The sequence below is a fragment of the Celeribacter indicus genome, from assembly GCF_000819565.1.
GTDB classification, from domain to species: domain Bacteria; phylum Pseudomonadota; class Alphaproteobacteria; order Rhodobacterales; family Rhodobacteraceae; genus Celeribacter; species Celeribacter indicus.
In genome coordinates this window covers 1,530,504-1,557,253 of sequence record NZ_CP004393.1, presented here as the reverse complement: position 1 = coordinate 1,557,253, position 26,750 = coordinate 1,530,504, and the positions used below count along the sequence as shown (strand labels likewise).

General features: G+C 68.5%; 24 protein-coding genes and 1 tRNA gene. 9 read left to right on the top strand and 16 right to left on the bottom strand.

All coding sequences use genetic code 11. From position 1 onward, the window contains the following. The first annotated feature begins 108 nt into the window (after positions 1-108). Positions 109-438 carry an ArsR/SmtB family transcription factor gene (locus P73_RS07870; RefSeq protein WP_052453547.1) on the top strand — a complete coding sequence of 110 codons (330 nt, stop codon included), beginning with the start codon at positions 109-111 and terminating at the stop codon, positions 436-438. A 77-nt stretch (positions 439-515) separates the two neighbouring features. On the opposite strand, the gene P73_RS07865 is transcribed toward P73_RS07870, so the two are convergent. Continuing rightward, positions 516-1,763 carry a glycerate kinase type-2 family protein gene (locus tag P73_RS07865; protein WP_052453546.1) on the bottom strand — a complete coding sequence of 416 codons (1,248 nt, stop codon included), beginning with the start codon at positions 1,761-1,763 and terminating at the stop codon, positions 516-518. A gap of 632 nt (positions 1,764-2,395) precedes the next feature. On the opposite strand from P73_RS07865, the gene P73_RS07860 reads away from it, so the two are divergent. Continuing rightward, positions 2,396-3,505, top strand: coding sequence for an S-(hydroxymethyl)glutathione dehydrogenase/class III alcohol dehydrogenase (locus tag P73_RS07860; protein WP_043869178.1), 1,110 nt, complete (start codon positions 2,396-2,398; stop codon positions 3,503-3,505). Further along, positions 3,505-4,344 carry an S-formylglutathione hydrolase gene (gene fghA / locus P73_RS07855; protein WP_043869177.1) on the top strand — a complete coding sequence of 280 codons (840 nt, stop codon included), beginning with the start codon at positions 3,505-3,507 and terminating at the stop codon, positions 4,342-4,344. The genes P73_RS07860 and fghA overlap by 1 nt, the downstream gene beginning before the upstream one ends. 15 nt (positions 4,345-4,359) lie before the next feature. Here the strand turns inward: fghA and P73_RS07850 are convergent, their stop codons facing one another. The 7 genes from P73_RS07850 to P73_RS07820 form a co-directional block, all read right to left on the bottom strand. Further along, positions 4,360-4,563 carry a formate dehydrogenase subunit delta gene (locus P73_RS07850; RefSeq protein WP_043869176.1) on the bottom strand — a complete coding sequence of 68 codons (204 nt, stop codon included), beginning with the start codon at positions 4,561-4,563 and terminating at the stop codon, positions 4,360-4,362. Then, positions 4,560-5,282 carry a formate dehydrogenase accessory sulfurtransferase FdhD gene (gene fdhD, locus P73_RS07845; RefSeq protein WP_052453109.1) on the bottom strand — a complete coding sequence of 241 codons (723 nt, stop codon included), beginning with the start codon at positions 5,280-5,282 and terminating at the stop codon, positions 4,560-4,562. The genes P73_RS07850 and fdhD overlap by 4 nt, the downstream gene beginning before the upstream one ends. Next, positions 5,279-8,182: a formate dehydrogenase subunit alpha gene (gene fdhF / locus P73_RS07840; protein ID WP_043869175.1), complete on the bottom strand. Its 2,904-nt coding sequence runs from the start codon at positions 8,180-8,182 to the stop codon at positions 5,279-5,281. The genes fdhD and fdhF overlap by 4 nt, the downstream gene beginning before the upstream one ends. Further along, a complete protein-coding gene (locus P73_RS07835; protein ID WP_043869174.1) occupies positions 8,179-9,696 on the bottom strand; it encodes a formate dehydrogenase beta subunit in 1,518 nt (505 codons plus the stop codon). Before P73_RS07835 ends, fdhF begins: the two co-directional genes overlap by 4 nt. Then, on the bottom strand, positions 9,693-10,166 hold the full coding sequence (locus P73_RS07830) for a formate dehydrogenase subunit gamma (protein ID WP_043869173.1): 474 nt from the start codon (positions 10,164-10,166) through the stop codon (positions 9,693-9,695). Before P73_RS07830 ends, P73_RS07835 begins: the two co-directional genes overlap by 4 nt. A gap of 119 nt (positions 10,167-10,285) precedes the next feature. After that, the gene (locus tag P73_RS07825; RefSeq protein ID WP_043869172.1) at positions 10,286-11,176 is read right to left on the bottom strand and encodes a LysR family transcriptional regulator; all 891 of its coding nucleotides are present in this window, start codon (positions 11,174-11,176) and stop codon (positions 10,286-10,288) included. Positions 11,177-11,232: 56 nt separating this feature from the next. Then, positions 11,233-11,805 carry a cupin domain-containing protein gene (locus P73_RS07820; protein ID WP_052453108.1) on the bottom strand — a complete coding sequence of 191 codons (573 nt, stop codon included), beginning with the start codon at positions 11,803-11,805 and terminating at the stop codon, positions 11,233-11,235. A gap of 151 nt (positions 11,806-11,956) precedes the next feature. On the opposite strand from P73_RS07820, the gene P73_RS07815 reads away from it, so the two are divergent. From P73_RS07815 to P73_RS07795, 5 genes are all read left to right on the top strand, one after another. Beyond that, positions 11,957-13,246, top strand: a complete 1,290-nt coding sequence (locus P73_RS07815) for a 4-aminobutyrate--2-oxoglutarate transaminase (protein WP_043869171.1) — start codon at positions 11,957-11,959, stop codon at positions 13,244-13,246. Between the two features lies 1 nt (position 13,247). Then, the gene (locus P73_RS07810; protein ID WP_043869170.1) at positions 13,248-14,702 is read left to right on the top strand and encodes an NAD-dependent succinate-semialdehyde dehydrogenase; all 1,455 of its coding nucleotides are present in this window, start codon (positions 13,248-13,250) and stop codon (positions 14,700-14,702) included. Positions 14,703-14,840: 138 nt separating this feature from the next. Beyond that, on the top strand, positions 14,841-16,670 hold the full coding sequence (locus P73_RS07805) for an SLC13 family permease (RefSeq protein WP_043869169.1): 1,830 nt from the start codon (positions 14,841-14,843) through the stop codon (positions 16,668-16,670). 58 nt (positions 16,671-16,728) lie between these two features. Continuing rightward, positions 16,729-16,804: transfer RNA gene (locus P73_RS07800), tRNA-Thr, on the top strand. Positions 16,805-17,253: 449 nt separating this feature from the next. Next, positions 17,254-18,009 carry a glycosyltransferase family 25 protein gene (locus P73_RS07795; protein WP_043869168.1) on the top strand — a complete coding sequence of 252 codons (756 nt, stop codon included), beginning with the start codon at positions 17,254-17,256 and terminating at the stop codon, positions 18,007-18,009. Between the two features lie 116 nt (positions 18,010-18,125). Here P73_RS07795 and P73_RS07790 read toward each other — a convergent pair whose 3' ends face one another. The 3 genes from P73_RS07790 to P73_RS07780 all read right to left on the bottom strand — a co-directional run bounded on the left by P73_RS07790 (position 18,126) and on the right by P73_RS07780 (position 19,980). Continuing rightward, the gene (locus tag P73_RS07790) at positions 18,126-18,368 is read right to left on the bottom strand and encodes an HP1242/YdcH family protein (protein WP_043869167.1); all 243 of its coding nucleotides are present in this window, start codon (positions 18,366-18,368) and stop codon (positions 18,126-18,128) included. 82 nt (positions 18,369-18,450) lie between these two features. Beyond that, a complete protein-coding gene (locus P73_RS07785) occupies positions 18,451-19,335 on the bottom strand; it encodes a DMT family transporter (protein ID WP_043869166.1) in 885 nt (294 codons plus the stop codon). 36 nt (positions 19,336-19,371) lie between these two features. Continuing rightward, on the bottom strand, positions 19,372-19,980 hold the full coding sequence (locus P73_RS07780; RefSeq protein ID WP_043869165.1) for a LysE/ArgO family amino acid transporter: 609 nt from the start codon (positions 19,978-19,980) through the stop codon (positions 19,372-19,374). 78 nt (positions 19,981-20,058) lie between these two features. Here P73_RS07780 and P73_RS07775 point away from each other — a divergent pair, with 78 nt between their 5' ends. Further along, positions 20,059-20,937: a LysR family transcriptional regulator ArgP gene (locus P73_RS07775; RefSeq protein WP_043869164.1), complete on the top strand. Its 879-nt coding sequence runs from the start codon at positions 20,059-20,061 to the stop codon at positions 20,935-20,937. A 47-nt stretch (positions 20,938-20,984) separates the two neighbouring features. On the opposite strand, the gene P73_RS07770 is transcribed toward P73_RS07775, so the two are convergent. The 5 genes from P73_RS07770 to mgtE all read right to left on the bottom strand — a co-directional run bounded on the left by P73_RS07770 (position 20,985) and on the right by mgtE (position 26,604). Next, positions 20,985-21,725, bottom strand: a complete 741-nt coding sequence (locus P73_RS07770) for a YebC/PmpR family DNA-binding transcriptional regulator (protein ID WP_043869163.1) — start codon at positions 21,723-21,725, stop codon at positions 20,985-20,987. Positions 21,726-21,845: 120 nt separating this feature from the next. Continuing rightward, on the bottom strand, positions 21,846-23,627 hold the full coding sequence (locus P73_RS07765) for an SLC13 family permease (protein WP_043869162.1): 1,782 nt from the start codon (positions 23,625-23,627) through the stop codon (positions 21,846-21,848). Positions 23,628-23,757: 130 nt separating this feature from the next. Next, entirely contained in the window at positions 23,758-24,570 is an 813-nt protein-coding gene (locus P73_RS07760; RefSeq protein ID WP_043869161.1) for a TIGR00282 family metallophosphoesterase, read from the bottom strand. A 73-nt stretch (positions 24,571-24,643) separates the two neighbouring features. Next, entirely contained in the window at positions 24,644-25,216 is a 573-nt protein-coding gene (locus P73_RS07755) for a 5-formyltetrahydrofolate cyclo-ligase (protein ID WP_043869160.1), read from the bottom strand. Further along, positions 25,213-26,604 carry a magnesium transporter gene (mgtE, locus tag P73_RS07750; protein ID WP_043869159.1) on the bottom strand — a complete coding sequence of 464 codons (1,392 nt, stop codon included), beginning with the start codon at positions 26,602-26,604 and terminating at the stop codon, positions 25,213-25,215. The genes P73_RS07755 and mgtE overlap by 4 nt, the downstream gene beginning before the upstream one ends. Positions 26,605-26,750: the final 146 nt, after the last annotated feature.

The following is a 26,750-nucleotide window of genomic DNA, read 5'->3' as shown; positions in this document are numbered from 1 at the left end:
CCTTCCGCTCTGGCGCACAGGAACGGACGGACCGGATCAGATGATTTTGAACAGGACAGAAGACGGGTGGATAACGTGACGTCGCCTATGCCGGAATTCAGGAAAGACATGTCCAGGGAAGACATGGATGCGATGATGGCGAATGCCTGCGACGCCGCGCAGTTTCTCAAGGCGCTCTCCCACGAGGGCCGGCTGATGATCCTGTGCCATCTCGTCACCGGCGAGAAATCGGTCACGGAGCTCGAGGAACTGCTCTCCGCCCGTCAGGCCGCGGTCAGCCAGCAGCTTGCCCGCCTCCGCCTCGAAGGGCTCGTCACGCCCCGGCGCGAGGGCAAGGCGATCTACTACTCGCTGAGCGACGAGCGCCCGAAACGCCTTCTCGAAGTCATCTACGACATGTTCTGCGACGCGGGCGGCCCGCGCCAGGGCACGGACTGAGCAGAGGCCACGCCAGAGGCGCGCCGCTGCCAAGAGGATCCCGGTGCGGACGGGATCAGGCGCCGATCAACACCTGATCAACACCTGATCAACACTTGGAGATCGGCCACATTCGTGCCCGTCGCCCCGATCCTGAGCAGGTCGCCCGCCGCCGCGAGCCCGTGATAGCTGTCGTTGCGCGCCAGAACCTCCTCCGGCTCGAGCCCCGCCGCGCGCATCCGTCCGAGCGTGCCGGGATCGACGATCGCCCCCGCCGCGTCGGTCGGGCCGTCGCGCCCGTCGGTGCCGCCGGAGAGGAAGACGTAGTCCGACAGCCCCGCCGCCTCCGCCAGGGTGGCGACGCGCAGCGCGAGCTCCTGGTTGCGCCCGCCGAGCCCGTCGCCCGTCACCCGGACGGTCGTCTCCCCGCCAAAAAGATAGATGCCGGGCGTCTTCGCGCTTTCCACGATGGTCTTCGCCGCCTCCGCCACGTCGCCCTCGAGCGGGATCGGGAAGACATGCACCCCGTCCGCCGCGCCGCCACCGGCGAAGCGCGCCATGGCCGCGACCGAGAGCTTGTTGGAGCCGATGAGATCGGCCGTACTCTCCGGCAGCGGGCCGAGATCCACCTCCCCGCGCCCCAGATGGGCGCGGACGGCGGCCGGCAGGCGGTCCCAGATCCCGAGCTCCCGCAGCGCCGCCGCCGCCTCGGCCCGCGTGCCGATCGGGGCAATCGTCGGACCCGAGGCGATGGCGCGCAGATCGTCTGACACGACGTCCGACAGGATCAGCGCCGTCACCTTCGCGGGTGCCGCCGCCCGCAGCAGGCCGCCCCCCTTCAGGCGCGACAGTTGCTGGCGCACGAGGTTCATCACGGTGATATCGGCCCCCGAGCCGAGCAGGAGGCGGTTCACCTCCGCCTTGTCGTCGAGGCTGACGCCGTTCGCCGGGGCGGGCAAAAGCGCCGATCCCCCGCCGGAAATCAGCGCGATCACGTCGCCCTTGGCATGGGACAGCGCCTCCTCCACCCGCAGCGCGGCCTGCGCGCCCGCGGCATCCGGCACCGGATGCCCCGCGGCCAGCACCTCCGCCCCCGGAAGCGGCGCGGCATTCTCGTAATTCGTGACCACGATGACCGGATCGGCCTGAAGATGTTTCATCGCCGCCGCCGCCATCCGGCGCGCAGCCTTCCCCACCGCCACGATCATCGGCATGTGGAAACTGTGCCCGACCAGGGCCTCCTCGACCGCCAGGGCGGGATCCGCCGCCTTCACGCCCGCAAGAAAGATCTCCTGCGCTCGGTCGCGCATCCCGGCGCGCGCGGTGTCGGCGTCCAGCGGTGTCATGGTCGGAAGATCGGGTTCGTCGCTATTCTGCATCTGCGTCATGTTGGCATGCCTTCCCTGCGGCGTCCAGCGCTCTTGCCAGGGCAGCCGGCGCGGGTCGGGCTCGCCCGAAAGATGGGGCGGTTTCGCGCCCCGGCAAGGGGACGGCTACCCCGCGTCCGTTTTCCGTCCGGGCGGGGGAAGCCCGGTCCTCCGGCGCGCGCCGTCCGGCAGGGACGCGAGGGCGCGCGGACAGCAGGAGCGATCAGAAGCGTCCGCGCGCCGATCCGGGTCCTGCTTTCGGGAAGGTCCAGATCTGCGGCGACCCTATTTCGCCTTCCGGTTGATGCGCAAGCCGCTTCTCTGCATGATTCGGCGAACGTGGGAACGAGGTGGCGGTTTTCCGCACAGGCGACGCATTTTGCAGTCCCGCCGCAGCGCGATCCGCAGGCAGAGCGGCCCGTTCCGCCCGAAAGCCGGGCGGAACATTCCCGCCGACGCACAGGGGCATCTCGGAAAAAAGCCCAGAGACGGTTTGACGCGAGAGCGGATTTCAAGCAGGTTGTCGGAAGGGCCGGACGGCCCTCAAACGTTTGTCAGCACACCGTTTTTTCCGCGACTTCGCCTGCGGGAACGGCTCATGGAGGATCCGCATGAAAACCCGCGCCGCCGTGGCCTTCGAGGCCAAGAAACCGCTCGAGATCGTCGAGCTCGACCTGGAGGGCCCGAAAGAGGGCGAAGTGCTGGTCGAGATCATGGCCACGGGGATCTGCCACACCGATGCCTACACGCTCGACGGGCTCGACAGCGAGGGGCTTTTCCCCTGCATCCTCGGCCATGAGGGCGCGGGCATCGTGCGCGAGATCGGGCCGGGCGTGAAACACGTCAAGCCCGGCGATCACGTCATCCCGCTCTACACGCCGGAATGCCGCGAGTGCAAATCCTGCACCTCCGGCAAGACGAACCTCTGCACCTCGATCCGCGCGACACAGGGCAAGGGCGTGATGCCCGACGGCACCTCGCGCTTCAGCTACAAGGGCGAGCCGATCTATCACTACATGGGCTGTTCGACCTTCTCGAACTTCACCGTCCTGCCGGAGATCGCGGTCGCCAGGATCCGCGAGGATGCGCCCTTCGACAAGGCCTGCTACATCGGCTGCGGCGTGACCACGGGCGTCGGCGCGGTGGTGAACACCGCAAAGGTGGAGCCCGGCGCCAATGTCGTCGTCTTCGGCCTCGGCGGCATCGGGCTCAACGTCATCCAGGGCGCGAGGATGGTCGGCGCGGACAAGATCATCGGCGTCGACCTCAACGACGACAAGAAAAGCTGGGGCGAACGCTTCGGCATGACCGATTTCGTCAATCCCACGAAGATCGGGGGCGACATCGTCCAGCACCTGATCGAACTGACGGACGGCGGCGCGGATTACACCTTCGACTGCACCGGCAACACCACCGTGATGCGCCAGGCGCTCGAGGCGTGCCACCGCGGCTGGGGCGTCTCCACCGTGATCGGCGTCGCGGAGGCGGGCAAGGAAATCTCCACCCGTCCGTTCCAGCTCGTGACCGGCCGTGTCTGGAAAGGCTCCGCCTTCGGCGGTGCGAAGGGCCGCACCGACGTGCCGAAGATCGTGGACTGGTACATGAACGGCAAGATCGAGATCGACCCGATGATCACCCATGTCCTCAGCCTCGAGGAGATCAACACCGGCTTCGATCTCATGCACGAGGGCAAGTCGATCCGCTCGGTGGTGGTGTTCTGATGACGCTCGGAACCGTCTCGACCAACCGCAGCCATGGCGGAACGCAGGGGGTCTACACCCACAGCTCCGCCGAGACGGGGACGGAGATGACCTTCTCCGTCTTCGTGCCCGACCACGAACCGGGGGAGAAGCTCCCGGTTCTGTGGTATCTCTCGGGCCTGACCTGCACCCATGCGAATGTCACCGAAAAGGGCGAATACCGTGCCGCCTGTGCGGAACATCGCGTGATCTTCGTCGCGCCCGACACCTCGCCGCGCGGCGAGGGCGTGCCCGACGACGCGGAGGGCGCCTATGATTTCGGCCTCGGTGCGGGCTTTTACGTCAACGCCACCGAAGCGCCCTTTGCACGGAACTACCGGATGCGCGCCTATCTCGAGGAGGAACTCCCCGATGTGATCGCGCGCAGCTTTCCCGCCGACATGGCGCGGCAGGGGATCACCGGGCATTCGATGGGCGGCCATGGCGCGCTCACCATCGCGCTGCGCAACCCGGCGCGGTTCAGATCCGTCTCCGCCTTCGCGCCGATCGTCTCCCCGCTCTCCTGCCCCTGGGGGGAGAAGGCGCTGACCGGCTATCTCGGCCCCGACAGGGAGGCGTGGCGGGACTACGACGCCTGCGCGCTGATCGAGGACGGCGCGGCGCTGGCCGATCTGCTCGTCGATCAGGGGACGGCGGACAATTTTCTCGAAAGCCAGCTCAGGCCGGAACTGCTCGAGGCGGTCTGCGCCGCGAAGGGGCAGAAGCTCACCCTGCGCATGCAGGAGGGCTATGACCACAGCTATTATTTCATCTCGAGCTTCATGGCCGATCACGTCGCCTGGCACGCCGCGCGGATGTGAACCGGACGGCCGCCGTCACAATGTCGCGGCGGCCTTTTTCACCAGCGGATCGAGCCCCGCGCCGCCCTGCGCCAGATAGGCCTTGAGCTGGTCGCGCATCCGCGGTTCCCAGAAATCGGAAATATGCGCCGCGATCCCCGCCGCCTGGTCGACACGCGGCTGGCTCCTGAAGAATGTGGCGATCTGGTTCGCCATCATCACCATCTTTTCGTTCGTCATGTCCCTTCCCCCGCATATCGCACCACCGCCTCGCGCCGGATGACGCAGAGCGTCATGCCGCAGGCACGGGCGAGTTCCACCGCCGCGCGCGTCGGGCTGGAGAGGGCGAACAGCCCCCGGATCCCGCTGCGCGCGCATTTCTGTACCAGATCGACCGACAGGCGCGAGGTCACGAGCGCCGCGCCGCGCGACAGGTCGCGCCCGGACAGCGCCCCGATCAGCTTGTCGAGCGCGTTGTGCCGCCCGACATCCTCGCGCAGGGCAATGAGCCCGCCCGCGTCGAAGAAGCCGGCCGCGTGCATCGCCCCCACATCCTCGCGCCGCGTCTGCCCCGCGTTCAGCGCATCGAGCGCGGCGCGCGCGTGATCCTCGAGCCCCTTTGCCATGGGATCCACATGCCCCGGAAAAGCCGCCGCCTGCGCCAGGCTGTCGATGCCGCACAATCCGCAGCCCATCGGCCCGACCGAGGCTCGCCGGCGCGCGTCCATCGCCCCGGCCCGGTCTTCGGGAATGCGCCCGCGCACCTCCCGGCCCTGCGGGTGGACGAGCTCGCTCACCTCCGTGACATCCTCCGCCCGCGCGACGATTCCCTCGGACAGCGCGAAGCCGCGCAGGAAATCCGGCAGGTCGAAGGGCGACGCCATCATCACCGCCGCCGTCGAGCCGTTGTAGACGAGCGCCACCGGCACTTCGTCCGGCAGCGCCTCGGCTGCGCTCATTCCGCCGCCTCGATCCGCCGCGACTGCGCGGCCTGTGCGGCATAGCGTTCCTGCCACTCCGAGGGTCCGTTCGACGGGCTGACCTGGACCGCCGTCACCTTGTATTCCGGGCAGTTGGTGGCCCAGTCGGAATAATCCGTGGTGATGACATTGGCCTGCGTGTCCGGGTGGTGGAAGGTCGTGTAGACCGTGCCGGGGCTCACGCGGTCGGTGATCTTCGCCCGCAAACTCGTCTCCCCCGAGCGCGAGGCGAGCCGCACCCAGTCGCCGTCGCGCAGCCCGCGGTTCTCCGCGTCATGCGGGTGGATCTCGAGCACGTCCTGGTCGTGCCAGACCACGTTCTCCGTCCGCCGCGTCTGCGCGCCCACGTTATACTGCGACAGGATGCGACCGGTCGTCAGCAGCAGCGGGAAGCGCGGGCCGGTCTTCTCGTCCGTGGCGACATATTCGGTCACGATGAACCGCCCCTTGCCGCGCACGAACCCGTCCACATGCATGAGCGGCGTACCGTCGGGATGCGCCTCGTTACAGGGCCATTGCACCGAGCCCTTCTCCTCGAGCAGCGCATAATCCACCCCCGCGAAGGAGGGCGTGGTCGCCGCGATCTCCGCCATGATCTCCGCCGGGTGGGTGTAGCTCCACCCTGCCCCCATCGCATTGGCGAGCATCTGCGTCACTTCCCAGTCGGCATGGCCGTTCTTCGGCGCCATGACGCGGCGCACGCGGTTGATCCGGCGCTCGGCATTGGTGAAGGTGCCGTCCTTCTCGAGGAAGGAGGAGCCGGGCAGGAAGACATGCGCGTAATTCGCGGTCTCGTTGAGGAAGAGGTCATGCACGATCACGCAGTCCATCGCCGCGAGACCCGCCGCGACATGCTTCGTGTCCGGGTCCGATTGCAGGATGTCCTCGCCCTGGCAATAGAGCCCTCTGAACGTGCCGTCCACCGCGGCATCGAGCATGTTCGGGATGCGCAGGCCGGGTTCCGGGTCGATCTCCACGCCCCAGGTGTCCTCGAAGATCTTGCGCACCTCCGGCAGCTTCACATGGCGATAGCCCGGCAGCTCATGCGGGAAGGAGCCCATGTCGCAGGAGCCCTGCACGTTGTTCTGCCCGCGCAGCGGGTTCACGCCCACGCCGGGACGCCCGACATTGCCGGTCAGCATGGCGAGGTTGGCGATGCCCATCACCGTGGTCGAGCCCTGCGAATGCTCGGTGACGCCGAGCCCGTAATAGATCGCCCCGTTGCCGCCGGTCGCAAAGGCGCGCGCGGCCTCGCGGAGCTTGTCGGCGGGAACGCCGGTCAGCGGAGCGACCGCCTCCGGCGAATGGCGCGGATCGGCGATGAAGGCGCGGTAATCCTCCCAGGCCTCGCCGTCGCAGCGCTCTGCGATGAAGGCCGCGTCCATCAGCCCCTCGGTCACGATGACATGGGCGATGGCGGAGACCACGGCGACATTGGTGCCGGGTTTCAGCGCGAGGTGGTGCCCCGCACCCATATGCGGCGTCTCCAGAAGGTCGATGCGGCGCGGATCGACGACGATCAGTGTCGCCCCCTGCCGCAGCCGCTTGCGCAGCCGGGAGGCAAAGACCGGATGGCCGTCGGTCGGGTTGGCACCGATCACCATCACCACGTCGCTGTGCTCGACCGAGTCGAAATCCTGCGTGCCCGCGGACGTGCCGAAGGTCTGGCCCAACCCGTAGCCGGTCGGGGAATGGCACACGCGCGCGCAGGTGTCGGTGTTGTTGTTGCCGAAGACCGCGCGGGCGAGTTTCTGCACGAGGAAGGTCTCCTCATTCGTGCAGCGCGAGGACGTGATGACGCCGATGGATTTCCGTCCGTATTTCTCCTGGATCCCGCGCATCTTCGCCGCGGCGAAGTCGAGCGCCTCCGTCCACGACACCTCCCGCCAGGGCTCCGCGACCGTGTCGCGGATCATCGGGTTGAGGATGCGGTCCCTGTGGGTCGCATAGCCATAGGCAAACCGGCCCTTCACGCAGCTGTGGCCGCGGTTCGCCTTGCCGTGCTTGTAGGGCACCATGCGCACGAGCTGGTCGCCCTGCATCTCCGCCTTGAAGCTGCACCCGACCCCGCAATAGGCGCAGGTGGTCACGACGGAGCGGTCGGGCGTGCCCATCTCGAGCACGGATTTCTCCTGAAGCGTGGCGGTCGGGCAGGCCTGCACGCACGCGCCGCAGGACACGCAGTCGGAGGCGAGGAAATTCTCCGCCCCCACCGACACGCGGCTGTCGAAGCCGCGCCCCTCGATGGTCAGCGCGAAGGTGCCCTGCACCTCCTCGCAGGCCCGCACGCAGCGGTTGCAGACGATACATTTGCTCGGATCGTAGGTGAAATAGGGGTTGCTGTCGTCCTTCGGCAGCCATTCCGTATTGGCCTCGCCCGAGGTGTTGCGCGGCTCGAAATGGTTGGCGAGCCCGCCCGCCGCCGGTGCCTCGTAGCGCACCTCGCGCAGGCCCACGGCCCCGGCCATGTCCTGCAACTCGCAATCGCCGTTCGCGCCGCAGGTCAGGCAGTCGAGCGGATGGTCGGAGATGTAGAGTTCCATCACGCCGCGGCGGATCCGGCGCAGCTTGTCGGTCTGGGTGTGCACCTTCATCCCGTCATGGACGGGCGTGGTGCAGGAGGCGGGCGTGCCGCGCCGCCCCTCGATCTCCACCGCGCAGAGCCGGCAGGAGCCGAAGGCCTCGAGGCTGTCGGTCGCGCAGAGCTTCGGCACCTGGATGCCCGCCTCGCTCGCCGCGCGCATCACCGAGGTGCCCGCGGGCACGGTGATCGCGATCCCGTCGATGGTGAGCGTCACCGGCTTGCCGTGTTTCTCCGGCGTGCCGCGATCGGTTTCGTCCTGGAGCCCGTCGCCCCAGGGGATGATGAAATCCTTCATTCCGCCGCCTCCTTCCGGGTTGCGAAGTCTTCGGGAAAATGCCGCAGGGCCGACATCACCGGAAACGGGGTGAAGCCGCCCAGCGCGCAGAGGGAGCCGTCCTGCATCACCTCGCAGAGATCCGTGAGCAGCTCGACCGCCGCCGCCTCGCCCGCCGCGATGCGGTCGATGGTCTCGACGCCCCGCACCGCACCGATGCGGCAGGGCGTGCACTTGCCGCAGCTTTCCACCGCACAGAATTCCATCGCGAACCGCGCCATCGCGCGCATGTCCGCGCTGTCGTCGAACACCACGAGCCCGGCATGGCCGATCAGCGCCTTCTGCCCGTCGAATTCCTCATAGCCGAAGGGCGTGTCGAACTGGTCGGGATGCAGATAGGCGCCGAGCGGTCCGCCGACCTGAACCGCCTTCACCGGCCGGCCGGAGGCGGTGCCGCCCGCGATCTCGTTCACCAGCGTGCCGAGCGGCATGCCGAAGGCCGTCTCGAACAATCCGCCGTATTTCACATTTCCCGCGATCTGGATCGGCATCGTGCCCTTCGACCGTCCGAGGCCGAATTGCGCGTACTGCGCCGCGCCCCTGGCAAAGATCACCGGCACGGTGGCGAGCGAGATCACGTTGTTCACCACGGTCGGGCGGCCGAGGAACCCCTCGAGCGCCGGAAGCGGCGGCTTCGCGCGCACCACGCCGCGCTTTCCCTCGAGCGAATTGAGAAGCGAGGTCTCCTCGCCGCAGACATAGGCGCCCGCGCCCACGCGCACCTCCATGTCGAAGGCCCGCCCCGAACCGCGCAGATCGGCGCCGAGCACGCCCGCGCCCCGCGCGATCTCCACCGCGCGGCGCATGACCCGGATCGCGTCGGGATATTCGGACCGGATATAGACATAGCCCTGCGTCGCGCCGACACCGAGGCCGGCGATGGTCATGCCCTCGATCAGGGTGAAGGGATCGCCCTCCATGAGCATCCGGTCGGCGAAGGTGCCACTGTCGCCCTCGTCGGCGTTGCAGACGATGTATTTCTGCGGCGCATGGGCAAGGCGCACCGTGTCCCATTTGATCCCGGTCGGGAACCCCGCGCCGCCGCGCCCGCGCAGCCCCGAGAGCTTCACCTCGTCGATGATCGCCTCCCCCGACATGGCGAGCGCCCGGTCGAGCCCCTCGAGCCCGCCATGGGCCGCGTAATCCGCGAGCGAGAGCGGGTCGGTGAGCCCGCAGCGGGCAAAGGTGAGCCGGGTCTGGCGCGCAAAGAACGGGATCTCCGCGACGGGGCCCAGCGTGTCGATCCGGCCGTCCAGAAGTGCCGGAACATCCGCCGCCGCAATCGGACCGTAGGCCAGCCGTTCCCCGTCGTGCTCGATCTCGACCAGCGGTTCGAGCCAGATCATCCCGCGCGTGCCGTTGCGCACGATCTCCGCCTCGATCCCGCGCGCGGCGGTCTCGCGGGCGATGGCCTCGGCCACCCGGTCCGCGCCGAGCGCCTTTGCGGCGGCGTCCATGGGAACGTAGATCTTCATGCCCTGACCTCCGCCAGAGCGCTGGCGACCCGCGCCTCGTCCGCCCGTCCGACCAGGGTGTCGTCGACCATGACGGCCGGCGCGCAGGCGCAGAGGCCGAGGCAATAGACCGGCTCCACCGTCACCCTCCCGTCCGGCGTGGTGCCGTGCCAGTCGAGCCCGAGCTTCGCGAGGAGACGTTCGGCCAGACCCGCCCCGCCCATCGACTGACAGGCCTCCGCACGGCAGATCCGCAGCACGTGCCGGCCCTGGGGCGCGTCCTTGAAATCGTGGTAGAAGCTGATCACGCCCGCCAGTTCCGCACGGGTGATCCCGGCTGCCTTGCACAGCGGGTCATGGGCGGTCTGCGGCAGGTAGCCATAGGTCTCCTGCACCCTGTGCAGCATCGGCAGGAGCGGACCTTCGAGCGCCTCGAGCGGCGCGATGAGTCCCGCGACCTCTTCGGGCGCGGGCAGGGCGTGCGTGGGCATGTGTTTCCCTTCTCGTCACAAGGACAGGGGCCTTGGCTGGCCGGATCGTCCGCCCAGACAATCACGGGCACATGCAAGGGGTCAATAACGCTATCCCGTGACTTGATAGAAATCTTCTATCAATCCACGCGCATCCGCCGCGCTTCTTCGAGCAGGGCCTCGATCACCGGCGTGTGCGGCGCGCGCTGTGGCACGACCAGCCCGACGCAATGGGCGACGCGATGCGCGAGCGGCGCCATGGGCACGAGCGACAGCCCCTTTCCGGCGGCGAGAACGCGCGCGATGTCGTCGGGCAGCACGGTGACCCAGTCCCCCTCCCCGACATTCGCGATCAGCGCGATGATGGAATTGCTCTCGATCACCGCATCCGGCGCAACGCCCGCGGCCATGAAGGCCTGGTTGACGATCCGCCGGTTCTGCATGTCCGGCGTCATCAGGGCGAGCCGCGCCCCGTCGAGCTCGGCCCAGCCGATCTCCGCCCGCCCGGCAAGGGGCGATCCCGCCGCACAGACGAGCACCAGCCGCTCCTCGGTCAGCGCCTCCGTCTCCACCCGCCCGAGCGGCTCGTTGTCGAGATAGGACAGGCCCGCGTCGATCTCGAAGCCCTCGAGCATGGCGAGGATGTCGCGCGAGGGGCGCGACAGGATGGTGAAGCGGACCTTGGGATGGCGCGCGTTCACCCGTGCCGCGAGACGGGCGGCGAGGCTGAGCGCGGTCGGGATGACGGCGAGCCGGATCTGCCCGGAGAGGCCGTGGCGCACCGAGCGCATCTCCTCGCGCAACTGCCGCGCGTCGCCGGTGATCCGCCGCGCCCAGTCGAGTGCGCGCGCCCCCTCGGGCGTCAGCCCGCCGAAGCGCGAGCCGCGGAAGATGAGCTGCACCCCGAGCTGGTCCTCGAGCTGCTTGATCCCCGCCGACAGCGTCGGCTGGGTGATGCCGAGGCTTTCCGCCGCGCGCCCGAAATGCCGCTCGCGCGCGACGGCGATGAACATGTCGAGCTTGTCGAGCACGATGGATTTCCTTCCTGGTCCGCCCCAGTCTGATCGGGGATCGCCGGCGAGACAAGTCAGAAGCTCGGCGGCGTGCAGGCGGAGAACAGCACGCAGGGCTCCGGCCCCACCTGCCGGAACCGGTGCGGCTGCCGGCTGTCGAAGTAATAGGCATCCCCCGGCCCGAGGATCTTGCGCTCCTCGCCCACGGTGACCTCGATCCGGCCGGAGATCACGATCCCCCCTTCCTCACCCTCGTGGCGATACATCACCCGGCCGGTGTCGGCACCCGGCGCATAGGTTTCCCGCAGGAGCATCATCGCCCGGCCGAAGGGCGTCGTGCCGATCTGCCGCAGCGACAGCTTGCCCTGGCCGATTTCCACCAGCTCCTCGGCGGCGTAGAAGATCTGCCGCTCCGGCGCCGGCTCGAAGGCGAAGAATTCCGAAAGGCTCACCGGAATCCCGTCGAGGATCTTGCGCAGCGCGCCGACCGAGGGGTTCGTCTTGCCGGATTCGATCAGCGAGATCGTGGAATTCGGCACCCCGACCTTGCGCGCGAGCGTCCGCTGCGACAGCCCCGCCCTCTCGCGCAGCACCCGAAGGCGGTGGCCGAGCGCCGGATCGCCGGCCGTGGTGTTGCGACTGTTCATTATATCCAAAACCTTTTCTTCGCCCCTCGACTTTACAAGGACTTGCGGCACAGAAGAAACAGACTTTTTCACCACCGCCAAACCGGTACCCTGACGCCGGATTCGCAACCACAGCCGCAGCCACCACCTGCGCGGAGCCGGGAGACCGAACATGTTGGAAAAGACCGAGAATGCCGGGCTCGAGACCCGTCGCAAGGCGGCGCTGGCGCGCGGCGTGGGCGTGCTCACCGATCATTACGCGGTGAGCGCCCGGAACGCGGAGATCCGGGATGCCGACGGCAACCGCCTCATCGACTTCGCCGCGGGCATCGCCGTGCTGAACACCGGCCACCGGCACCCGAAGGTGATGGCCGCCGTGCGCGCGCAGCTCGACGCCTTCACCCACACCTGCCACCAAGTCGTGCCCTATGAAAGCTACGTGCGCCTTGCCGAGCGGCTGAACGCCCTCGCGCCGGGGGACTTCGCGAAAAAGGCGCTCTTCGTCACGACCGGCGCGGAGGCGCTCGAGAACGCGGTGAAGATCGCGCGCGCCGCGACCGGCCGCTCCGCCGTGATCACCTTTGACGGCGGGTTCCACGGGCGCACCTTCATGACCATGTCGATGACCGGCAAGGTCGCGCCCTACAAGCTCGGCTTCGGCCCCATGGCGGCGGACGTGTTCCATGCGCCCTTCCCCAACGCGCTGCACGGCATTTCCGTGGAGGACAGCCTTCGCGCGCTCGAGGCGCTGTTCAAGGCGGATGTGGACCCCGCCCGCGTCGCCGCCATCGTCTTCGAACCCGTGCAGGGCGAAGGCGGCTTCAACCCGGCGCCGAAGGACTTCGTCACCCGCCTGCGCGCGCTCTGCGACGCCCATGGGATCGTGATGGTGGCCGACGAGGTGCAGACGGGCTTTGCGCGCACCGGCACCCTCTTTGCGATGGAGGCCCACGGTGTCGCGCCCGACCTGACGACCATGGCCAAAAGCCTCGGCGGCGGGCTCCCGATCTCCGCCGTGGTGGGCCGTGCCGAGCTGATGGATGCCGCCGCGCCCGGCGGGCTGGGCGGCACCTATGGCGGCAATCCTCTCGGCATCGCGGCGGCCAACGCCGTGCTCGACGTGATCGAGGAGGAAGACCTCTGCGCCCGCGCCACCGCGCTCGGCAGCGTGCTCAAGGCCCGGCTCCGGGCGATGCAGGCGGCCTTTCTCCCCGAGCTTGCCGAGGTGCGCGGTCCCGGCTTCATGATCGCCGCCGAGTTCATGGACGAGGCCGGCACGCCGCTGCCCGAGCTTGCCGAGGCGATCCGCCGCGCCGCGCTCGACCGCGGGCTCCTGCTGCTGACCTGCGGGGTGCATGGCAACGTGATCCGCTTCCTCGCGCCGCTCACCATCGAGGACGATGTCTTCGCCGAGGCGCTGGACATTCTCGAAGCGGCCGCCAAAGCGGTGAAGGGAGCCTGAGATGCGGACACTGAAGGACGAAAGCCTGCTCGAGACCCGCGGCTTCGTGAACGGCGAATGGATCGGGGGCGCGGCGACGTTCCCGGTGGAGAATCCCGCGACCGGCGAGGTGATCGCCCGTGTCGCCGACCTCTCCGCCGCCGATGTGGCAACGGCGATCGGGGCCGCCCATGCGGCGAAACGCGGCTGGGCCGCGCGCGCGGGCAAGGAGCGCAGCGCGATCCTGCGCCGCCTGTTCGATCTTCTGGTGGAGAATGCGGACGATCTCGCCACGATCCTCACCGCCGAGATGGGCAAGCCCTGGGCCGAGGCGCGCGGCGAGATCCTCTATGGCGCGGCCTATATCGAATGGTTCGCGGAGGAGGCGAAGCGGGTTTACGGAGACATGATCCCCGGCGCGCAGTCCGACAAGCGCATGGTCATCGTGAAACAGCCGGTGGGCGTCGTCGGCGCGATCACCCCGTGGAACTTTCCCAACGCGATGCTCGCGCGCAAGATGGCGCCCGCGCTCGCCGTCGGCTGCACGGTGGTCGCGCGGCCCTCGGAATTCACGCCGCTCTCCGCGCTGGCGCTGGCGAAGCTCGCGGAGCGCGCGGGCGTGCCGGCGGGGGTGTTCAACGTGCTTCCCGGCCTCGATGCCGCGGGCATGGGCGCGGAAATGTGCGCGAACCCGAAGCTGGCGAAGCTCACCTTCACCGGCTCGACCCGCGTCGGCAAGCTGCTGATGCGCCAGGGGGCGGACACGATCAAGAAGATCTCGCTCGAACTCGGCGGCAATGCGCCCTTCATCGTCTTCGACGACGCGGATGTGGACGCCGCGGTGGAAGGCGCGATGGTCGCGAAATTCCGCAACAACGGCCAGACCTGCGTCTGCGCCAACCGGATCTACGTCCAGGCCGGGATCTACGACGCCTTCGCCGGCAAACTCGCGGAGGCGATGGAGCGCCTCACCCTCGGCGACGGCTTTGCCGACGGCGTGACCACCGGACCGCTGATCAACGCCGCCGCCGTGGCGAAGGTCGAGGATCACCTCGCGGACGCGACCGCAAGGGGCGCGACGGTCCTGCGCGGCGGCAGGCGCTCCGGTCTCGGGCAGGGCTTCTTCGAGCCGACGCTGCTGACCGGCGTCACCCAGGAGATGAAACTCGCGCGGGAGGAAACCTTCGGCCCGCTCGCCCCGCTCGTGAAATTCGACACGGAAGACGAGGTAATCGGCTGGGCGAATGACAGCGAATTCGGCCTCGCGGGCTATTTCTACACCTCCGACCTGAACCGCGCCTGGCGCGTGGGCGAGGCGCTCGAGGTCGGCATGGTCGGCATCAACACCGGTGCGATCTCGACCGAGATGGCGCCCTTCGGCGGGGTGAAGCAATCGGGCATCGGGCGCGAAGGCTCGAAATACGGCTGCGACGATTATCTGGAGATCAAGAACCTCTGCTTCGGCGGCCTGTCCTGATCCGGCCTCTCCTGATCCGGCCCCGGCGGCACGCGGGACATTGATCGTGCCGCCGGGGCTGCTATCGTCGGCCGCAACTTCCCCACCGGAGACGATCCGGGCCGCCGGCCCCGGACCCTCCGGCAGAAAGGCGCGGGCATGACATCAGAACTGGCCTCGGTCCTCGGGCTCCTGCTCGTCGCCCTCCTGCTCTTTGCCTGGGGGCGGCCGCGCATGGACGTGGTCGCGCTCCTGCTCATCGTCACCCTGCCCTTCACCGGCGCGATCTCCGTCTCCGAAACCCTCCAGGGCTTCGCCGATCCGAGCGTCGTGCTGATCGCCGCGCTCTTCGTCGTGGGCGAGGCGCTGGTGCGCACCGGCGTCGCGCAATGGATCGGGGACCAGCTCAGCCGCCGCTCGGGCGGGCGCGAAGGCCCGCTCATCGTCATGCTGATGCTCTCCGCCGCGGGGCTCTCGGCCTTCATGAGCTCCACGGGCGTCGTCGCGATCTTCGTGCCGATCGTCCTGCGCATCGCACGCACTGCGCATCTCTCGCCCGGACGGCTGATGATGCCGCTCTCCATGGCGGCGCTCATCTCGGGCATGCTCACCCTCGTGGCCACGCCGCCCAACATGGTGCTCAACGCCGAACTGATCCGCCAGGGCCACGACGGCTTCGGCTTCTTCGCCTTCTCCGTCTTCGGCCTGCCGGTGCTCGCCCTCGCGATCCTCTACATGCTCGCGATGCGCCGCCGGCTGGCCCCCGCCGCCGGTCCCGCCGAGGCGCGCGCGCACCGGCCGCATATCGCCGACCTGCTCGAAACCTATGCCCTGACGGAGCGCGTCGCCCGGCTCGCCATCCCCGCGGCGAGCGATTTCGTCGGCCAGCGGCTCGACACGCTCGGCCTGCACGCCCGCCTCGGCATCACCCTCTTCGCCATCGAACGCCGCGGCCGGCTCGGGACCGAGCTCCTCCTGCCGGAGGGCGACCGCGAATTCGCCGCCGGGGATTGCCTGATCCTCCTCGTGCCGGAGGAGGATTTCGACCTCGACGCCTTCGCCACCCGCCATCGCCTCATCCGGCGCAGCGCGGCGGAGGTCGCCGCCCGGATGCCGAGCCGCGAGATCGGCCTCGTCGAGGCGATGGTGCCGCCCGGTTCCGCCCATGCCGACCTCTCCCCGGTCGAGGCGCAGTTCCGCAGCACGATCGGCCTGTCGGTGCTCGGCCTGCGGCGCGCGCAGAACGCCGCCACCTCCTCCGTCGCGGAGACGCGGCTGAAACCCGGCGACACGCTCCTGCTCTCCGGCCCCTGGCGCACGATCCGGCGCCTCCAGGGCCAGCGCCGCGACCTCGTCTTCCTCGACCTCCCCGAGGAGGCGGAGGATTTCGTCCCCGAACGGCGCCGCGCCCCGGTCGCCATCGCCGTGCTCGGCGCCATCGTTCTCGCCATGACCTTCGGCCTGCTGCCCAACGCCCAGATCGCCCTCATCGGCTGCCTCGCGCTCGGCGCGTTCGGCTGCATCGACCTGCGCTCCGCCTATCGCGCGGTCAACTGGCAGATGCTCGTGCTCATCGCCGGCATGATCCCCTTCGCCCTCGCCCTCGAACGCACCGGCGGCGTCGACCTCGCCGCGCAGGCCGTCGTCTCGCTCTTCGGAGACGGGCCGCCGCGCCTCCTGCTCGCCGCGCTCTTCGCGGCCACGACGCTGCTGAGCCTGTTCATCTCCAACACCGCCACGGCGGTGCTGATGGGCCCCGTCGCCCTCGCCATCGCCGACAGCCTCGGCGCCTCGCCCTATCCCTTCGTCATGTGCGTGGCGCTCGCCGCCTCCACCGCCTTCATGACGCCGGTCTCCTCCCCGGTGAACCTCCTCGTGCTCACCCCCGGCGGCTATCGCTTCGGCGATTTCGTGCGGATCGGCACGCCCTTCACCCTCGTCACCCTCGCCTTCTGCGTGACGCTCCTGCCCGTGGTCCTGCCGCTCTGACGCCTGCCGGCGTTTCACTTGCACCTCCGCCCGCCTGCTGGTAATGGAGCGTCGGAGTGCCCCTATAGCTCAGCTGGTAGAGCAACTGATTTGTAATCAGTGGGTCCGCGGTTCGAGTCCGTGTGGGGGCACCATTTCCGAGCGATATTTCCCGTTCACGGGACTCTCCGACATGGCCGGCACCGGCGCCGGGCGGTGTCCGGCCCGCACGCCTCTCCGCGGGATGCGGAGAACGGTCCGCGCCCGAGGCCGTCGCGACATATCCCCACAGAAAACGCTTTGCAAAAACATTAACATATCATAATAGGTTTTCATTCATATTTGAGCAGAGTTGCCGCGTTTACCGATTTGAACCCGCGTCCCCCACCACCCGCAAGACCGACCGATCATGACAAACCCCGCAGGAAAGATTCGCGCCCTCTCGCCCGAGGGCGACGCGGCGCGCAGGCCGCCTCCGGCCGACGCGGAGATCGCTCTGTGTGTCGTCGGCACAAGGTCTCGGGGAGGCGCATGACAGGCCCAAACGGCAGCGCGTGATTTCTTTCAGTCATTTCAGACCGCATCTTCAATTTCAGGACGAACCATGATCCAGACCCCGTGGAAAATTCGCGTCATCTCCCTGGAGAGCGACGAACAGAGACGCAGGCCGCTCATCGAGGCGCTCGACCAACTGGGGCTTGAATATGAGATCGTGCCCGGCGTGGACGGCCGCAACGGTCTTCCCGCCGTCTGGGAAAGCCAGATCGACCGCGCCACGGCGGAGAGGCGCAAGCACCGGCCCCTGTCGGACGGGGAATTCGCCTGCGCGCTGTCGCATCGGAACGTCTGCCAGATGATCCTCGACAACGGGGAGGACGGCGGCATCATCCTCGAGGACGACGCGATCGTCGGTCCGGGATTTGCGGAATTCGTCCGCAGCGGCGCCTATCGGGACCATTCCATGCTCATGCTGGATTACGGTCCGGTGTTCCTCGGCCGCGCGACGGTTCCGCTTTACGGCGACATCGTCGCACGGCCGGTCATGTTTTCCCCCAATCTCGCCACCGGCTACACCGTGAGGAAAGACTGCGCCTCCGCCCTTGTCGAAGCGGCGACACCGGTGAGATTCGTGGCGGACTGGCCCTGCGAGCTGCGGGATCTGTCCACGCATGTCGTGGTGCCGCGGCTTGTCGATCATCCCGAGAAGGGAAAGGTCTCCACCCTCGAAGGCGAGCGCCGGAGACTGAAGGCCGTTCAGAAAGCCAGACCGAAGGCGCGTTACCTGACGCGGTCCTACTGGCGGAATTGGCTCCTCAAGCGGCGCTCCAGCAGGTTCAGGACCGTCCCCTTCAGGCCGTGACGGGCGCCGCCGCGCGCCTCGGTCTTTCCCGGCACCACCGCCCGATCCGGCCGGTGTGCCGGCGCTCGGGATCCGGGGAAAGAACGCTGCGCAGGCGGCGCGCCGGCGCGCCGGGTCTAGGCGGTCATGGTCAGCATCCTGTAGAGTTCGTCCTTCAGCATCGCCCGTTTCTTGCGCAGTTCCACGAGGGCCAGATCCTCCATCGGGCGGAGGTCGGTTTCCGCCAGATGCACCTCCTCGTTCACCGCGTTGTATTGCTTCACGAGACGGGCGAAATGGGGCTCCGTCGCGAGCAGGGCGGAAATCCGTCCGATATGGTCGGGGAAATCTGCGGCCAGTTGATGCGGGGTGTTGGACATGCGCGTCTCCTCTGTCTCTTGCCGTGTCACAGTCCCAGTCTGACGGCAGCACCCGCACCGCGCCTTGACGCGGATCAAGCGATCAGGGCACCGGCGCCTCTTCCGCCCGCCGGCCGCGCGCCTCGCGCCAGGTGATGAAGGAGATCGCGCCGATGATCATCGCCCCGCCCAGCATCACGAAGGGATCGAACGGTTCGCCGAACAGCAGGAAGCCGAGCGTCATCGACCAGATGAGCTGGACGAAGACGACGGGCTGCACGAGCGTCTGCGGCGCGCAGGCAAAGGCGCGGATCATGGAATAATGCCCCAGCGTGGCGAAGGCGGCGACGCAGAAGAGCAGCACGAGCTGGTGCAGCGTCGGCGTCTGCCAGTGCATCAGCGCAAAGGGCGACAGGACGATCGGCACCGTCACCGACATCAGGAAGACGACGACCGCCGGCGGCAGTTCGCGCGTGAGCGCCCCGGCGATGAGGTAGGAGCCCGCGAAGGCCACGGCCGAGAGGATCATGGCGAGATGGCCGGGGTCGATCTCGCGAAAGCCGGGGCGCAGGATCACGAGCCCGCCCGCGAAGGCGATCACGAGCGCGAGGATCCGCGGCAGCGCGATGCGCTCCCCGAACAGGACCACCGCGCCGATGGTGATATAGATCGGGTTCATGAAGTTGATCGCCGTCACCTCTCCCATCGGGATGCGGGTCATCGCGAAGAACCATGTGCTCATGGCGATGGCGTGAAAGATCGCGCGGCCGAAGGTGAGCTTCCAGATGCGCGGCGTGAAGGTGGCCGTCCGCACCGCGCCGAGCGCGGGGATGAGGAAGACCAGGCCGAGCAGGAACCGCAGGAAGGCGGATTCGAGCACCGGCAGCGTGTCGCCGATATATTTCACCACGGCATTGACGAGCACGAAGTTGATCGTGGTGAACAGCATCCAGAGGATGCCCTGAACGGGTTTCGAGGGCGCGGTCATGGCCGGGAAGGTACGCCTTTGCCGGCGGGGCGCAATTCAGGAGCCGCGCACAAGCCCGAGCGCAATTGTCCACATGACGAGCGCCACCCCGGCGTCGAGCAGCCGCCAGGCGGTGTCGCGGGCGAAGACCGGCGCGAGCAGCCGCGCGCCGTAGCCGAGCGCGAGGAAGAAGGCGAGGGAGGCGGTCATGGCCCCCGCGGCAAAGGCCGGGCGGGCCTGCGGAAACTTCGTGGAGACCGCGCCGAGGAGCACCACCGTGTCGAGATAGACATGCGGGTTGAGCCAGGTGAGCGCGAGACAGGTGAGGAGCGCGGCGTGCAGGCTCTGCCCCTCGCTCCGCGCCGCCTCCAGATGCCCGCCGCCGCGCCAGGCCGACCGCGCCGCCCGCGCGCCGTAGAGCAGCAGGAAGGCCGCCCCGCCCCAGCGCATGAGCGGCAGCGCGGGCGGCACCGCCTGCGCGATCCGGGCCGAGGCGAAGACGCCGACGCAGATCAGCAGCGCGTCCGACAGCGCGCAGGTCAGCACCACCGCCGGGACATGCGCCCGCCGCAGCCCCTGCCGCAGCACGAAGGCATTCTGCGCCCCGATCGCGACGATCAGGCCGAGGCCGGTGAAGAACCCGGTGAGAAGGGCGTGTGTCTGCATGGCGGCTCCCTCAGGTCGGTTTTGACTAGGCCGCGGATCGAGGTTAGACAAATTAAACAATCTTTCCCTGGATCAGAAATGCTGAACCCCGGCGACTACCCTGCCCTCTCCGCGCTCGCCGCCGTGCTGCGCACCGGCTCCTTCGAGGCGGCCGCGGCCGCGCTCGGGGTGACGCCGTCCGCCGTGTCGCAGCGGGTGAAGGGGCTGGAGGACCGGCTGGGCACGCCGCTCGTGCTCCGCGCCTCGCCCTGCCGACCGACGGAGACGGGGCTGCGGCTCGCGCGCCATGCCGAGGATGTCGGCCTGCTCGAGGCGCAGCTCGCCCGCGACCTCGGCGCCCCACCCGCGCCCGCGCCGCTCCGGCTTGCGGTGAATGCCGACAGCCTCGCCACCTGGTTCGTCGCGGCGATGGCCGGGCATGAGGGGCCGCTCTACCGGCTCGAGATCGACGATCAGGACCATTCCGCCGACTGGCTGCGGCGCGGCGAGGTGGTCGGCGCGGTCTCTGCGCGCGAGACGGCGGTCGCGGGCTGCGACATCTACCCGCTCGGCGCGCTGCGCTACCTCGCGGTAGCGACCCCCGCCTTCGTCGCGCGCCATTTCCCCGACGGGCTCACGGCGGAGGCCTTCGCCCGCGCGCCCTCCCTCGTCTATGACGAGAAGGACCGGCTTCAGGACAACTGGTCGCGGCGGATCGCCGGGCGCAGCGTCCCCCTGCCCGCGCATCGCATTCCCTCCACCCAGGGCTTCGTCGATGCCGCGCGGGCGGGCCTCGGCTGGGGGCTCAATCCCGCCGCCCTGCTGGCGGACGACCTGGCGCGGGGAAGGCTCGTCGCACTCTCCCCCAACCCGGTGGACATCCCGCTCTACTGGCATGTCTCCCGGCTCAACCGCGCGGTGCTCGCGCCGCTGACGACGGCGGTGCGCGTCGCGGCGGTCGCGGCGCTGGTACAGTGAAAATCCCCGCCGGTCCGGCGGGGTTCAGACCGAGGAAGGCCCGGCGCTCAGAGCTGCTCGGCCACGTCCTCGGGAACGTCGAAATTGGCGGTGACCGATTGCACGTCGTCGTCGTCCTCGAGCATTTCGACGAGGCGCATGAGCTTCTGCGCGGTGTCGAGATCGACCTCGGTGCGGTTCTGCGGCTTCCAGATCAGCTTGGCATCCTTCGACTCGCCCAGCGCCGCCTCGAGCGCGTCGGACACGGCGGCCAGATCGCCGTCGGCGGTGTAGATCCAGTGCCCCTCTTCGTCGCTTTCCACATCCTCCGCGCCCGCCTCGATGGCGGCGAGCATCACCGTATCGGCATCGCCGGCCTCGGGACCGTAGGTGATTTCCCCCACGCGGTCGAACATGAAGGCGACCGAGCCCGAGGTGCCGAGATTGCCGCCGGCCTTCGTGAAATAGCTGCGCACGTTCGAGGCGGTGCGGTTCACGTTGTCGGTCATCGTCTCGACGATGAAGGCGATCCCGTCCGGGCCGTAGCCCTCATAGCGGATCTCGTCGTAATTCTCCGCATCGCCGCCGAGCGCCTTCTTGATCGCGCGGTCGATCACGTCCTTCGGGCAGGACGCCGCTTTCGCCGTCTTCACCGCAAGACGCAGGCGCGGGTTCTTCTCCGGGTCCGGGTCGCCCATCTTCGCCGCGACGGTGACCTCCTTCGCGAGCTTGGAGAAGAGCTTCGAACGCGCGGCGTCCTGACGGCCCTTACGGTGCTGGATGTTTGCCCATTTTGAATGGCCTGCCATGTGGTGCCTCCACAAGTCCAATGTCTGCTGTCGCGCCTCTATAGGCGAAGCGCCATGGGGGCCGCAAGATCGCGCGCTCGCCTGCCGCGCAAAACCGGCCGAAATCGGGGCGGATCGCGCTCAGAGCGGCCAGATCATCGGGATGAAGAAGCTCACGACCACCGCCATCAGGATGTTGAGCGGGATGCCGACGCGCATGTAGTCGGTGAAGCGATAGCCGCCGGGGCCGTAGACCATCGTGTTCGTCTGGTAGCCGATCGGCGTGGCGAAGGCCGCCGAGGCGCCGAACATCACCGCCACGACGAGGCCGCGCGGATCGAAGCCCATCTGCTGCCCGAGCCCGACGGCGATCGGCGTGACGACGACGGCGACCGCGTTGTTCGTCACCAGTTCGGTCAGGACCGAGGTCAGCAGGAAGACCGCGAAGATGATGCCATAGGCCGGCAGGCCCTCGAGCAGGGGGGCGATCGCCCCCACCACGAGTTCCACGGCGCCCGAGGCATCGAGCCCCGCGCCCACCGCGAGCATGGCGAAGATGAGCGCGAGGAGCCGCCCCTCGACGAAGGAAAACGCCTCCTCGCTGTCGATGCAGCGGGTGACGAGCACCACCGCGACGGAAATCACCGACAGCACGAGGATCGGCGCCACCCCGAGGCCGGCAAGGATGGCGACCCCCGCCATCGCGGCCAGGGCGATCGGCGCATGGGAGCGGTGGTAGGCCCGTTCGGCGGGGCGCGAGATCACGCCCATGTCCATATCCGCGGAGAGCCGCTGGATGTCGGCGGGCGCGCCTTCGAGCAGGAGCGTGTCGCCCACCCGCACCACGAGATCCTGGAGGTTCTGTCCGAGGTTCTGGTTGCGGCGATGCGCGGCGACGACATAGACGCCGTAGCGCCGGCGCAGGCGCATCGAGGAGAGCGCGCGCCCCACCATCTTGCAGCCCGGCGTGATCAGCACCTCCATCGTCGTCGTCTCCACGGCGGAGACCTGGTCGACGCGCCGGAGCGACTTGTCGCGCTGGAGGCTCAGAAGCTCGGTGATCTGCGAGCGCAGGACGATCCGGTCCCCGACCTCGAGCACGAGTCCCTCGAGCTCGTGGCGAAAGGACTTGTCGCCGCGCACCACGTCGATGAGCCGCACCCCGTCACGCTTGAAGAGTTGCACGCCGGTGACCTCGCGTCCGACGAGGTTGCTGTCGGGGGGGATCACCGCCTCGGTGAAGAACTTCATCCGGGAGCGGCCGGAGGAGAGCATCGCGGCGAGGCTGTCGCGTTCGGGCAGGAGGTGGCGCCCGATGAAATAGAGGTAGACCGTGCCGGAGGCGGCGACGATCATGCCGAGGAGCGAGATCTCGAACACGCCGAAGGGCTCGAGCCCCTGGGCCCGCGCCACGCCGTCCACCAGCAGGTTGGTCGAGGTGCCCAGCAGCGTGATCGTGCCGCCCATGATCGCCGCATAGGACAGCGGGATCAGCAGTTTGGAGGGCGCGACGCCGAGCCGGCCGGAGAGCTGGATGAAGACGGGGATCATCACGACGACGACCGGCGTGTTCGCGACGAAGGCGGAGAGCACGACGACCACGAAGAGCAGCAGCGCGATCGCCACCGGCGGATGGGTTTCCGCATAGTTTCCCGCCTGCCGCGTGAACCATTCGAGCCCGCCGGTGCGCACCAGCGCGCCCATGACGATGAACAGCGCGCCGATCGTCCAGGGCGCGGAGTTGGAGAGCACCTCGCGCGCGGCGTCATAGGGCAGGATCCCGAGGACGAGCATCAGCGCCGCCCCCGCGATGGCGACGACCTCGGTCGGAAAGCTCTCGCGCACGAACAGCACGAACATGACCCCGACCACCAGGAGCGCGATGATCGCCTCGGTCATCGGGGGGAAATTGAAAAGGTCCATAAGCCCTCGCGCTTTACGTGCCGTTCCGCGCAATATGGCCCCGTTCCCCGGCGCTTCACAAGCGGCAAAACGTCCCCGGCGACGGCCCGGCCCCTTGGCCAAAGCGCGGGGAATCGTGGCAAAATCCGCCTCAGGGCGTGCTTTGCGACAGCCGCCCGCCGACCCGGACCGGACGGATCTCCCGCGCGCGCCCGGAGCGGTCGTCGGTCTCGACATAGAGGCCTGAAAGCGTGGCCTCGCCCTTCGCGGGCTCGTATCGTCCCTTCGCCATGCCCGTCACGAAGCGGCGCAGGGGCTCGGCCTTGTCCATGCCGATCACCGAATCGTAGTCGCCGCACATGCCGGCATCGGTCAGATAGGCCGTGCCGCCGGGCAGGATCTGCGCATCCGCGGTGCAGACATGGGTATGCGTGCCGACGACGACGGAGGCGCGCCCGTCGCAGAAATGGCCCATCGCCATCTTCTCCGAGGTCGCCTCGCAATGCATGTCGACGAGAACCGCCTGCACCGCACCGCCGAGCTTGTGGGTCATGAAGACCTGGTCCATCGCGGAGAAGGGATCGTCGAAGGGCCGCTTCATGAAGACCTGGCCCAGCACCTGCGCGACGAGGATGCGCCGCCCGCGCCGGTCCTCGAAGACGCGCAGGCCCCGTCCGGGCGCCGCCTTGGCGAAATTGATCGGACGGACGATGCGCGTCTCGCGCTCGCAGAACTGCATCATGTCCTTCTGGTCGAAGGCATGGTCCCCGAGCGTGAGGCAGTCGATCTCCGCCTCCAGAAGCGCCTTGGCATGGTCGCCCGACAGGCCCATCCCGTTGGTGGCGTTTTCCCCGTTGACCACGACGAAGTCGAGGCCCCATTCCGCGCGCAGCGCCGGCACGCGCTCCATGACGGCCTTGCGCCCCGCGCTGCCGACGATGTCACCGAGAAAGAGAATTTTCATAACTGAGAGGCTTAGGCGCGCCGCGCCCTCTTGGCAAGCGTGCGGGCGTCCGTCCCGGTCGAAAAGACGCGGCTCAGAAGGTGAGCACCTCGCGTTCGGTCACCACCGCGTCGAGCGGCGCGTCGGTGGGTTCGAGCCCGAGCCCCGACAGTTCCTGCCCGGCAAAGGCAAGGCCCACGGCGAAGACGTCGCGCCCCTCGCGCAGCCGCGCGAGCGTGCGGTCGTAGAACCCGCCGCCATAGCCGAGGCGATGCCCGGCGCGGTCGAAGGCCAGCAGCGGCACGATGAGCACATCGGGCTCGACCGGCTCGGAGCGCGCGGGCACGGCAGCGCCGAAGGCCCCGGCCACCATCTCCGTCTCCGGCGTCCAGAGGTCGAAGCGCAGGGGCGCGGCAGGCGCCTCCACCACCGGCACGGCGACCGGACCGAGGCGCGCGAGTTCGGCCATCGCGGGGCGCGGGTCGAGCTCGGTGCCGATCGGCATGTAGCCCGCGATCGCCTGGCCCGCGCGCCCGCTCAGGAAGCCGGTGAGGAGGCGGCAGGCCTGTCCGGCCGCGTCGCTCTCCCGCGCGGCGTCGTGGGCCGCCTGGCGAAGCTGCCGCGCCTCGGCGCGCAGCGCGGCCTTGCGTGCCGTGAGATCGCTCATAGCAGCACCATCCCCGCCAGCCCGAGGAAGGCGAAGAAGCCCACGACATCGGTCACGGTCGTCACGAAGGTGCCGGAGGCGAGCGCGGGGTCGACGCCGAGCCGTTCGAGCGCGACCGGCACGCCGATCCCCGCGAGGCCCGCGACGACGAGGTTGATCACCATCGCCGTCGCGATCACCAGCCCCAGTTCCGCCGACCCGAACCAGAAGAAGCTCACGAGCCCCATCACCACCGCAAAGAACAGCCCGTTCGCGAGGCCCACGAGGATCTCCCGCCGGATCACCCGCCAGACGTTCGCGCCGGTGAGGTCGCGCGTCGCGATCGCGCGCACGGCGACGGTGAGCGACTGTGTCCCGGCATTGCCGCCCATCGAGGCGACGATGGGCATCAGCACGGCGAGGGCGACGATGGTCGCGATCTCGTCCTCGAAGAGCGCGATCACGAGCGAGGCGATGATCGCGGTCACGAGATTGGCGGCGAGCCACGGCAGGCGCTGTTTCACCGTATCCCGGACCCGGTCCGACAGCGAGCCCTCGCCGACGCCCGCGAGGCGCATGATGTCCTCCTCGTGTTCCTCGTCGAGCACGTTCATCGCGTCGTCGATGGTGATCACGCCGACGACACGGTCGTCCTCGTCCACCACCGGGGCGGAGATCATGTGATACTGGTTGAACGCATAGGCGACGTCGGTCTCGCTCTCGTCCACGCGGAAGGTGCGGAAACCCGGCTCGAGCAACTCGCTCAGCGGCTGGCTGCGCGGCGCGCCGAGGATCTTGCCGAGGGTGACATGGCCGACCGGGTGCATCTTCGGGTCGATCAGAACCATGTGGTAAAAATCCTGCGGCAGCTCCTCGGCGCTGCGCATGAAGTCGATCGCCTGCCCGACGGTCCAGTGCTCCGGCCCCATGACGACCTCGCGCTGCATCAGGCGCCCGGCGGAATATTCGGGATAGGAGAGCGACTTCTCGACCGCGACGCGCTCGGAGGCCTCGAGCGTCGCGAGGATCGCCGCCTGCGCGTCCTCGTCGAGATCCTCGACCAGGTCGACGACGTCGTCGGAATCGAGTTCGCGCACCGCCTCGGCCAGCACCTCCGGCCGCAGGACGTGGATCACCTCGTCGCGGATGCCCTCGTCGAGTTCCGACAGGATCTCCCCGTCGAATTCCGCGCCGTAGAGCAAGATGAGGCGGCGCCGGTCATAGGCGTTCACCTGTTCGAGGAGGTCGGCGATGTCGGCCGCGTGCAGCGGCTCCATCAGCTCTATGAGCTTCTCGCGATCCCCGGTGTCGACGGCATAGAGGATCGAGCTCAGCGCCCTGGAGCTGATCGAATAGGTGTCCTCGTCTCGCTCTTCGTCCTCGGGAAGTTCGTGCTGCTCTTCGACCATGATCCGCCTGTCTTGCTCGTCCCCGCGACTTTAAGGCAGCTTTGGGGGGAGAAACAGGGGCAAGATTGATTTACCTTGGCCGCGGGGGCACATAGTGTCCCCCGGCAGGGCCGCGACGGGCGGCAGGACATTTCACGGCAGGACAG

Bases quoted from the DNA above. Each gene is read 5' to 3' on its own strand.
- fdhD (WP_052453109.1), bottom strand. From the start codon at position 5,282: ATGAGCGCAGCCGAGGCGCTGCCGGACGAAGTGCCGGTGGCGCTCGTC.
- P73_RS07790 (WP_043869167.1), bottom strand. From the start codon at position 18,368: ATGTCCAACACCCCGCATCAACTGGCCGCAGATTTCCCCGACCATATC.
- P73_RS07765 (WP_043869162.1), bottom strand. From the start codon at position 23,627: ATGGACCTTTTCAATTTCCCCCCGATGACCGAGGCGATCATCGCGCTC.
- P73_RS07835 (WP_043869174.1), bottom strand. From the start codon at position 9,696: ATGAAGATCTACGTTCCCATGGACGCCGCCGCAAAGGCGCTCGGCGCG.
- P73_RS07810 (WP_043869170.1), top strand. From the start codon at position 13,248: ATGCGGACACTGAAGGACGAAAGCCTGCTCGAGACCCGCGGCTTCGTG.
- mgtE (WP_043869159.1), bottom strand. From the start codon at position 26,604: ATGGTCGAAGAGCAGCACGAACTTCCCGAGGACGAAGAGCGAGACGAG.
- P73_RS07805 (WP_043869169.1), top strand. From the start codon at position 14,841: ATGACATCAGAACTGGCCTCGGTCCTCGGGCTCCTGCTCGTCGCCCTC.
- fghA (WP_043869177.1), top strand. From the start codon at position 3,505: ATGACGCTCGGAACCGTCTCGACCAACCGCAGCCATGGCGGAACGCAG.
- P73_RS07820 (WP_052453108.1), bottom strand. From the start codon at position 11,805: ATGAACAGTCGCAACACCACGGCCGGCGATCCGGCGCTCGGCCACCGC.
- P73_RS07770 (WP_043869163.1), bottom strand. From the start codon at position 21,725: ATGGCAGGCCATTCAAAATGGGCAAACATCCAGCACCGTAAGGGCCGT.
- P73_RS07795 (WP_043869168.1), top strand. From the start codon at position 17,254: ATGATCCAGACCCCGTGGAAAATTCGCGTCATCTCCCTGGAGAGCGAC.
- P73_RS07785 (WP_043869166.1), bottom strand. From the start codon at position 19,335: ATGACCGCGCCCTCGAAACCCGTTCAGGGCATCCTCTGGATGCTGTTC.
- P73_RS07860 (WP_043869178.1), top strand. From the start codon at position 2,396: ATGAAAACCCGCGCCGCCGTGGCCTTCGAGGCCAAGAAACCGCTCGAG.
- P73_RS07850 (WP_043869176.1), bottom strand. From the start codon at position 4,563: ATGACGAACGAAAAGATGGTGATGATGGCGAACCAGATCGCCACATTC.
- P73_RS07870 (WP_052453547.1), top strand. From the start codon at position 109: ATGTCCAGGGAAGACATGGATGCGATGATGGCGAATGCCTGCGACGCC.
- P73_RS07830 (WP_043869173.1), bottom strand. From the start codon at position 10,166: ATGCCCACGCACGCCCTGCCCGCGCCCGAAGAGGTCGCGGGACTCATC.
- P73_RS07775 (WP_043869164.1), top strand. From the start codon at position 20,059: ATGCTGAACCCCGGCGACTACCCTGCCCTCTCCGCGCTCGCCGCCGTG.
- P73_RS07760 (WP_043869161.1), bottom strand. From the start codon at position 24,570: ATGAAAATTCTCTTTCTCGGTGACATCGTCGGCAGCGCGGGGCGCAAG.
- P73_RS07815 (WP_043869171.1), top strand. From the start codon at position 11,957: ATGTTGGAAAAGACCGAGAATGCCGGGCTCGAGACCCGTCGCAAGGCG.
- P73_RS07755 (WP_043869160.1), bottom strand. From the start codon at position 25,216: ATGAGCGATCTCACGGCACGCAAGGCCGCGCTGCGCGCCGAGGCGCGG.
- P73_RS07780 (WP_043869165.1), bottom strand. From the start codon at position 19,980: ATGCAGACACACGCCCTTCTCACCGGGTTCTTCACCGGCCTCGGCCTG.
- fdhF (WP_043869175.1), bottom strand. From the start codon at position 8,182: ATGAAGGATTTCATCATCCCCTGGGGCGACGGGCTCCAGGACGAAACC.
- P73_RS07865 (WP_052453546.1), bottom strand. From the start codon at position 1,763: ATGACACCGCTGGACGCCGACACCGCGCGCGCCGGGATGCGCGACCGA.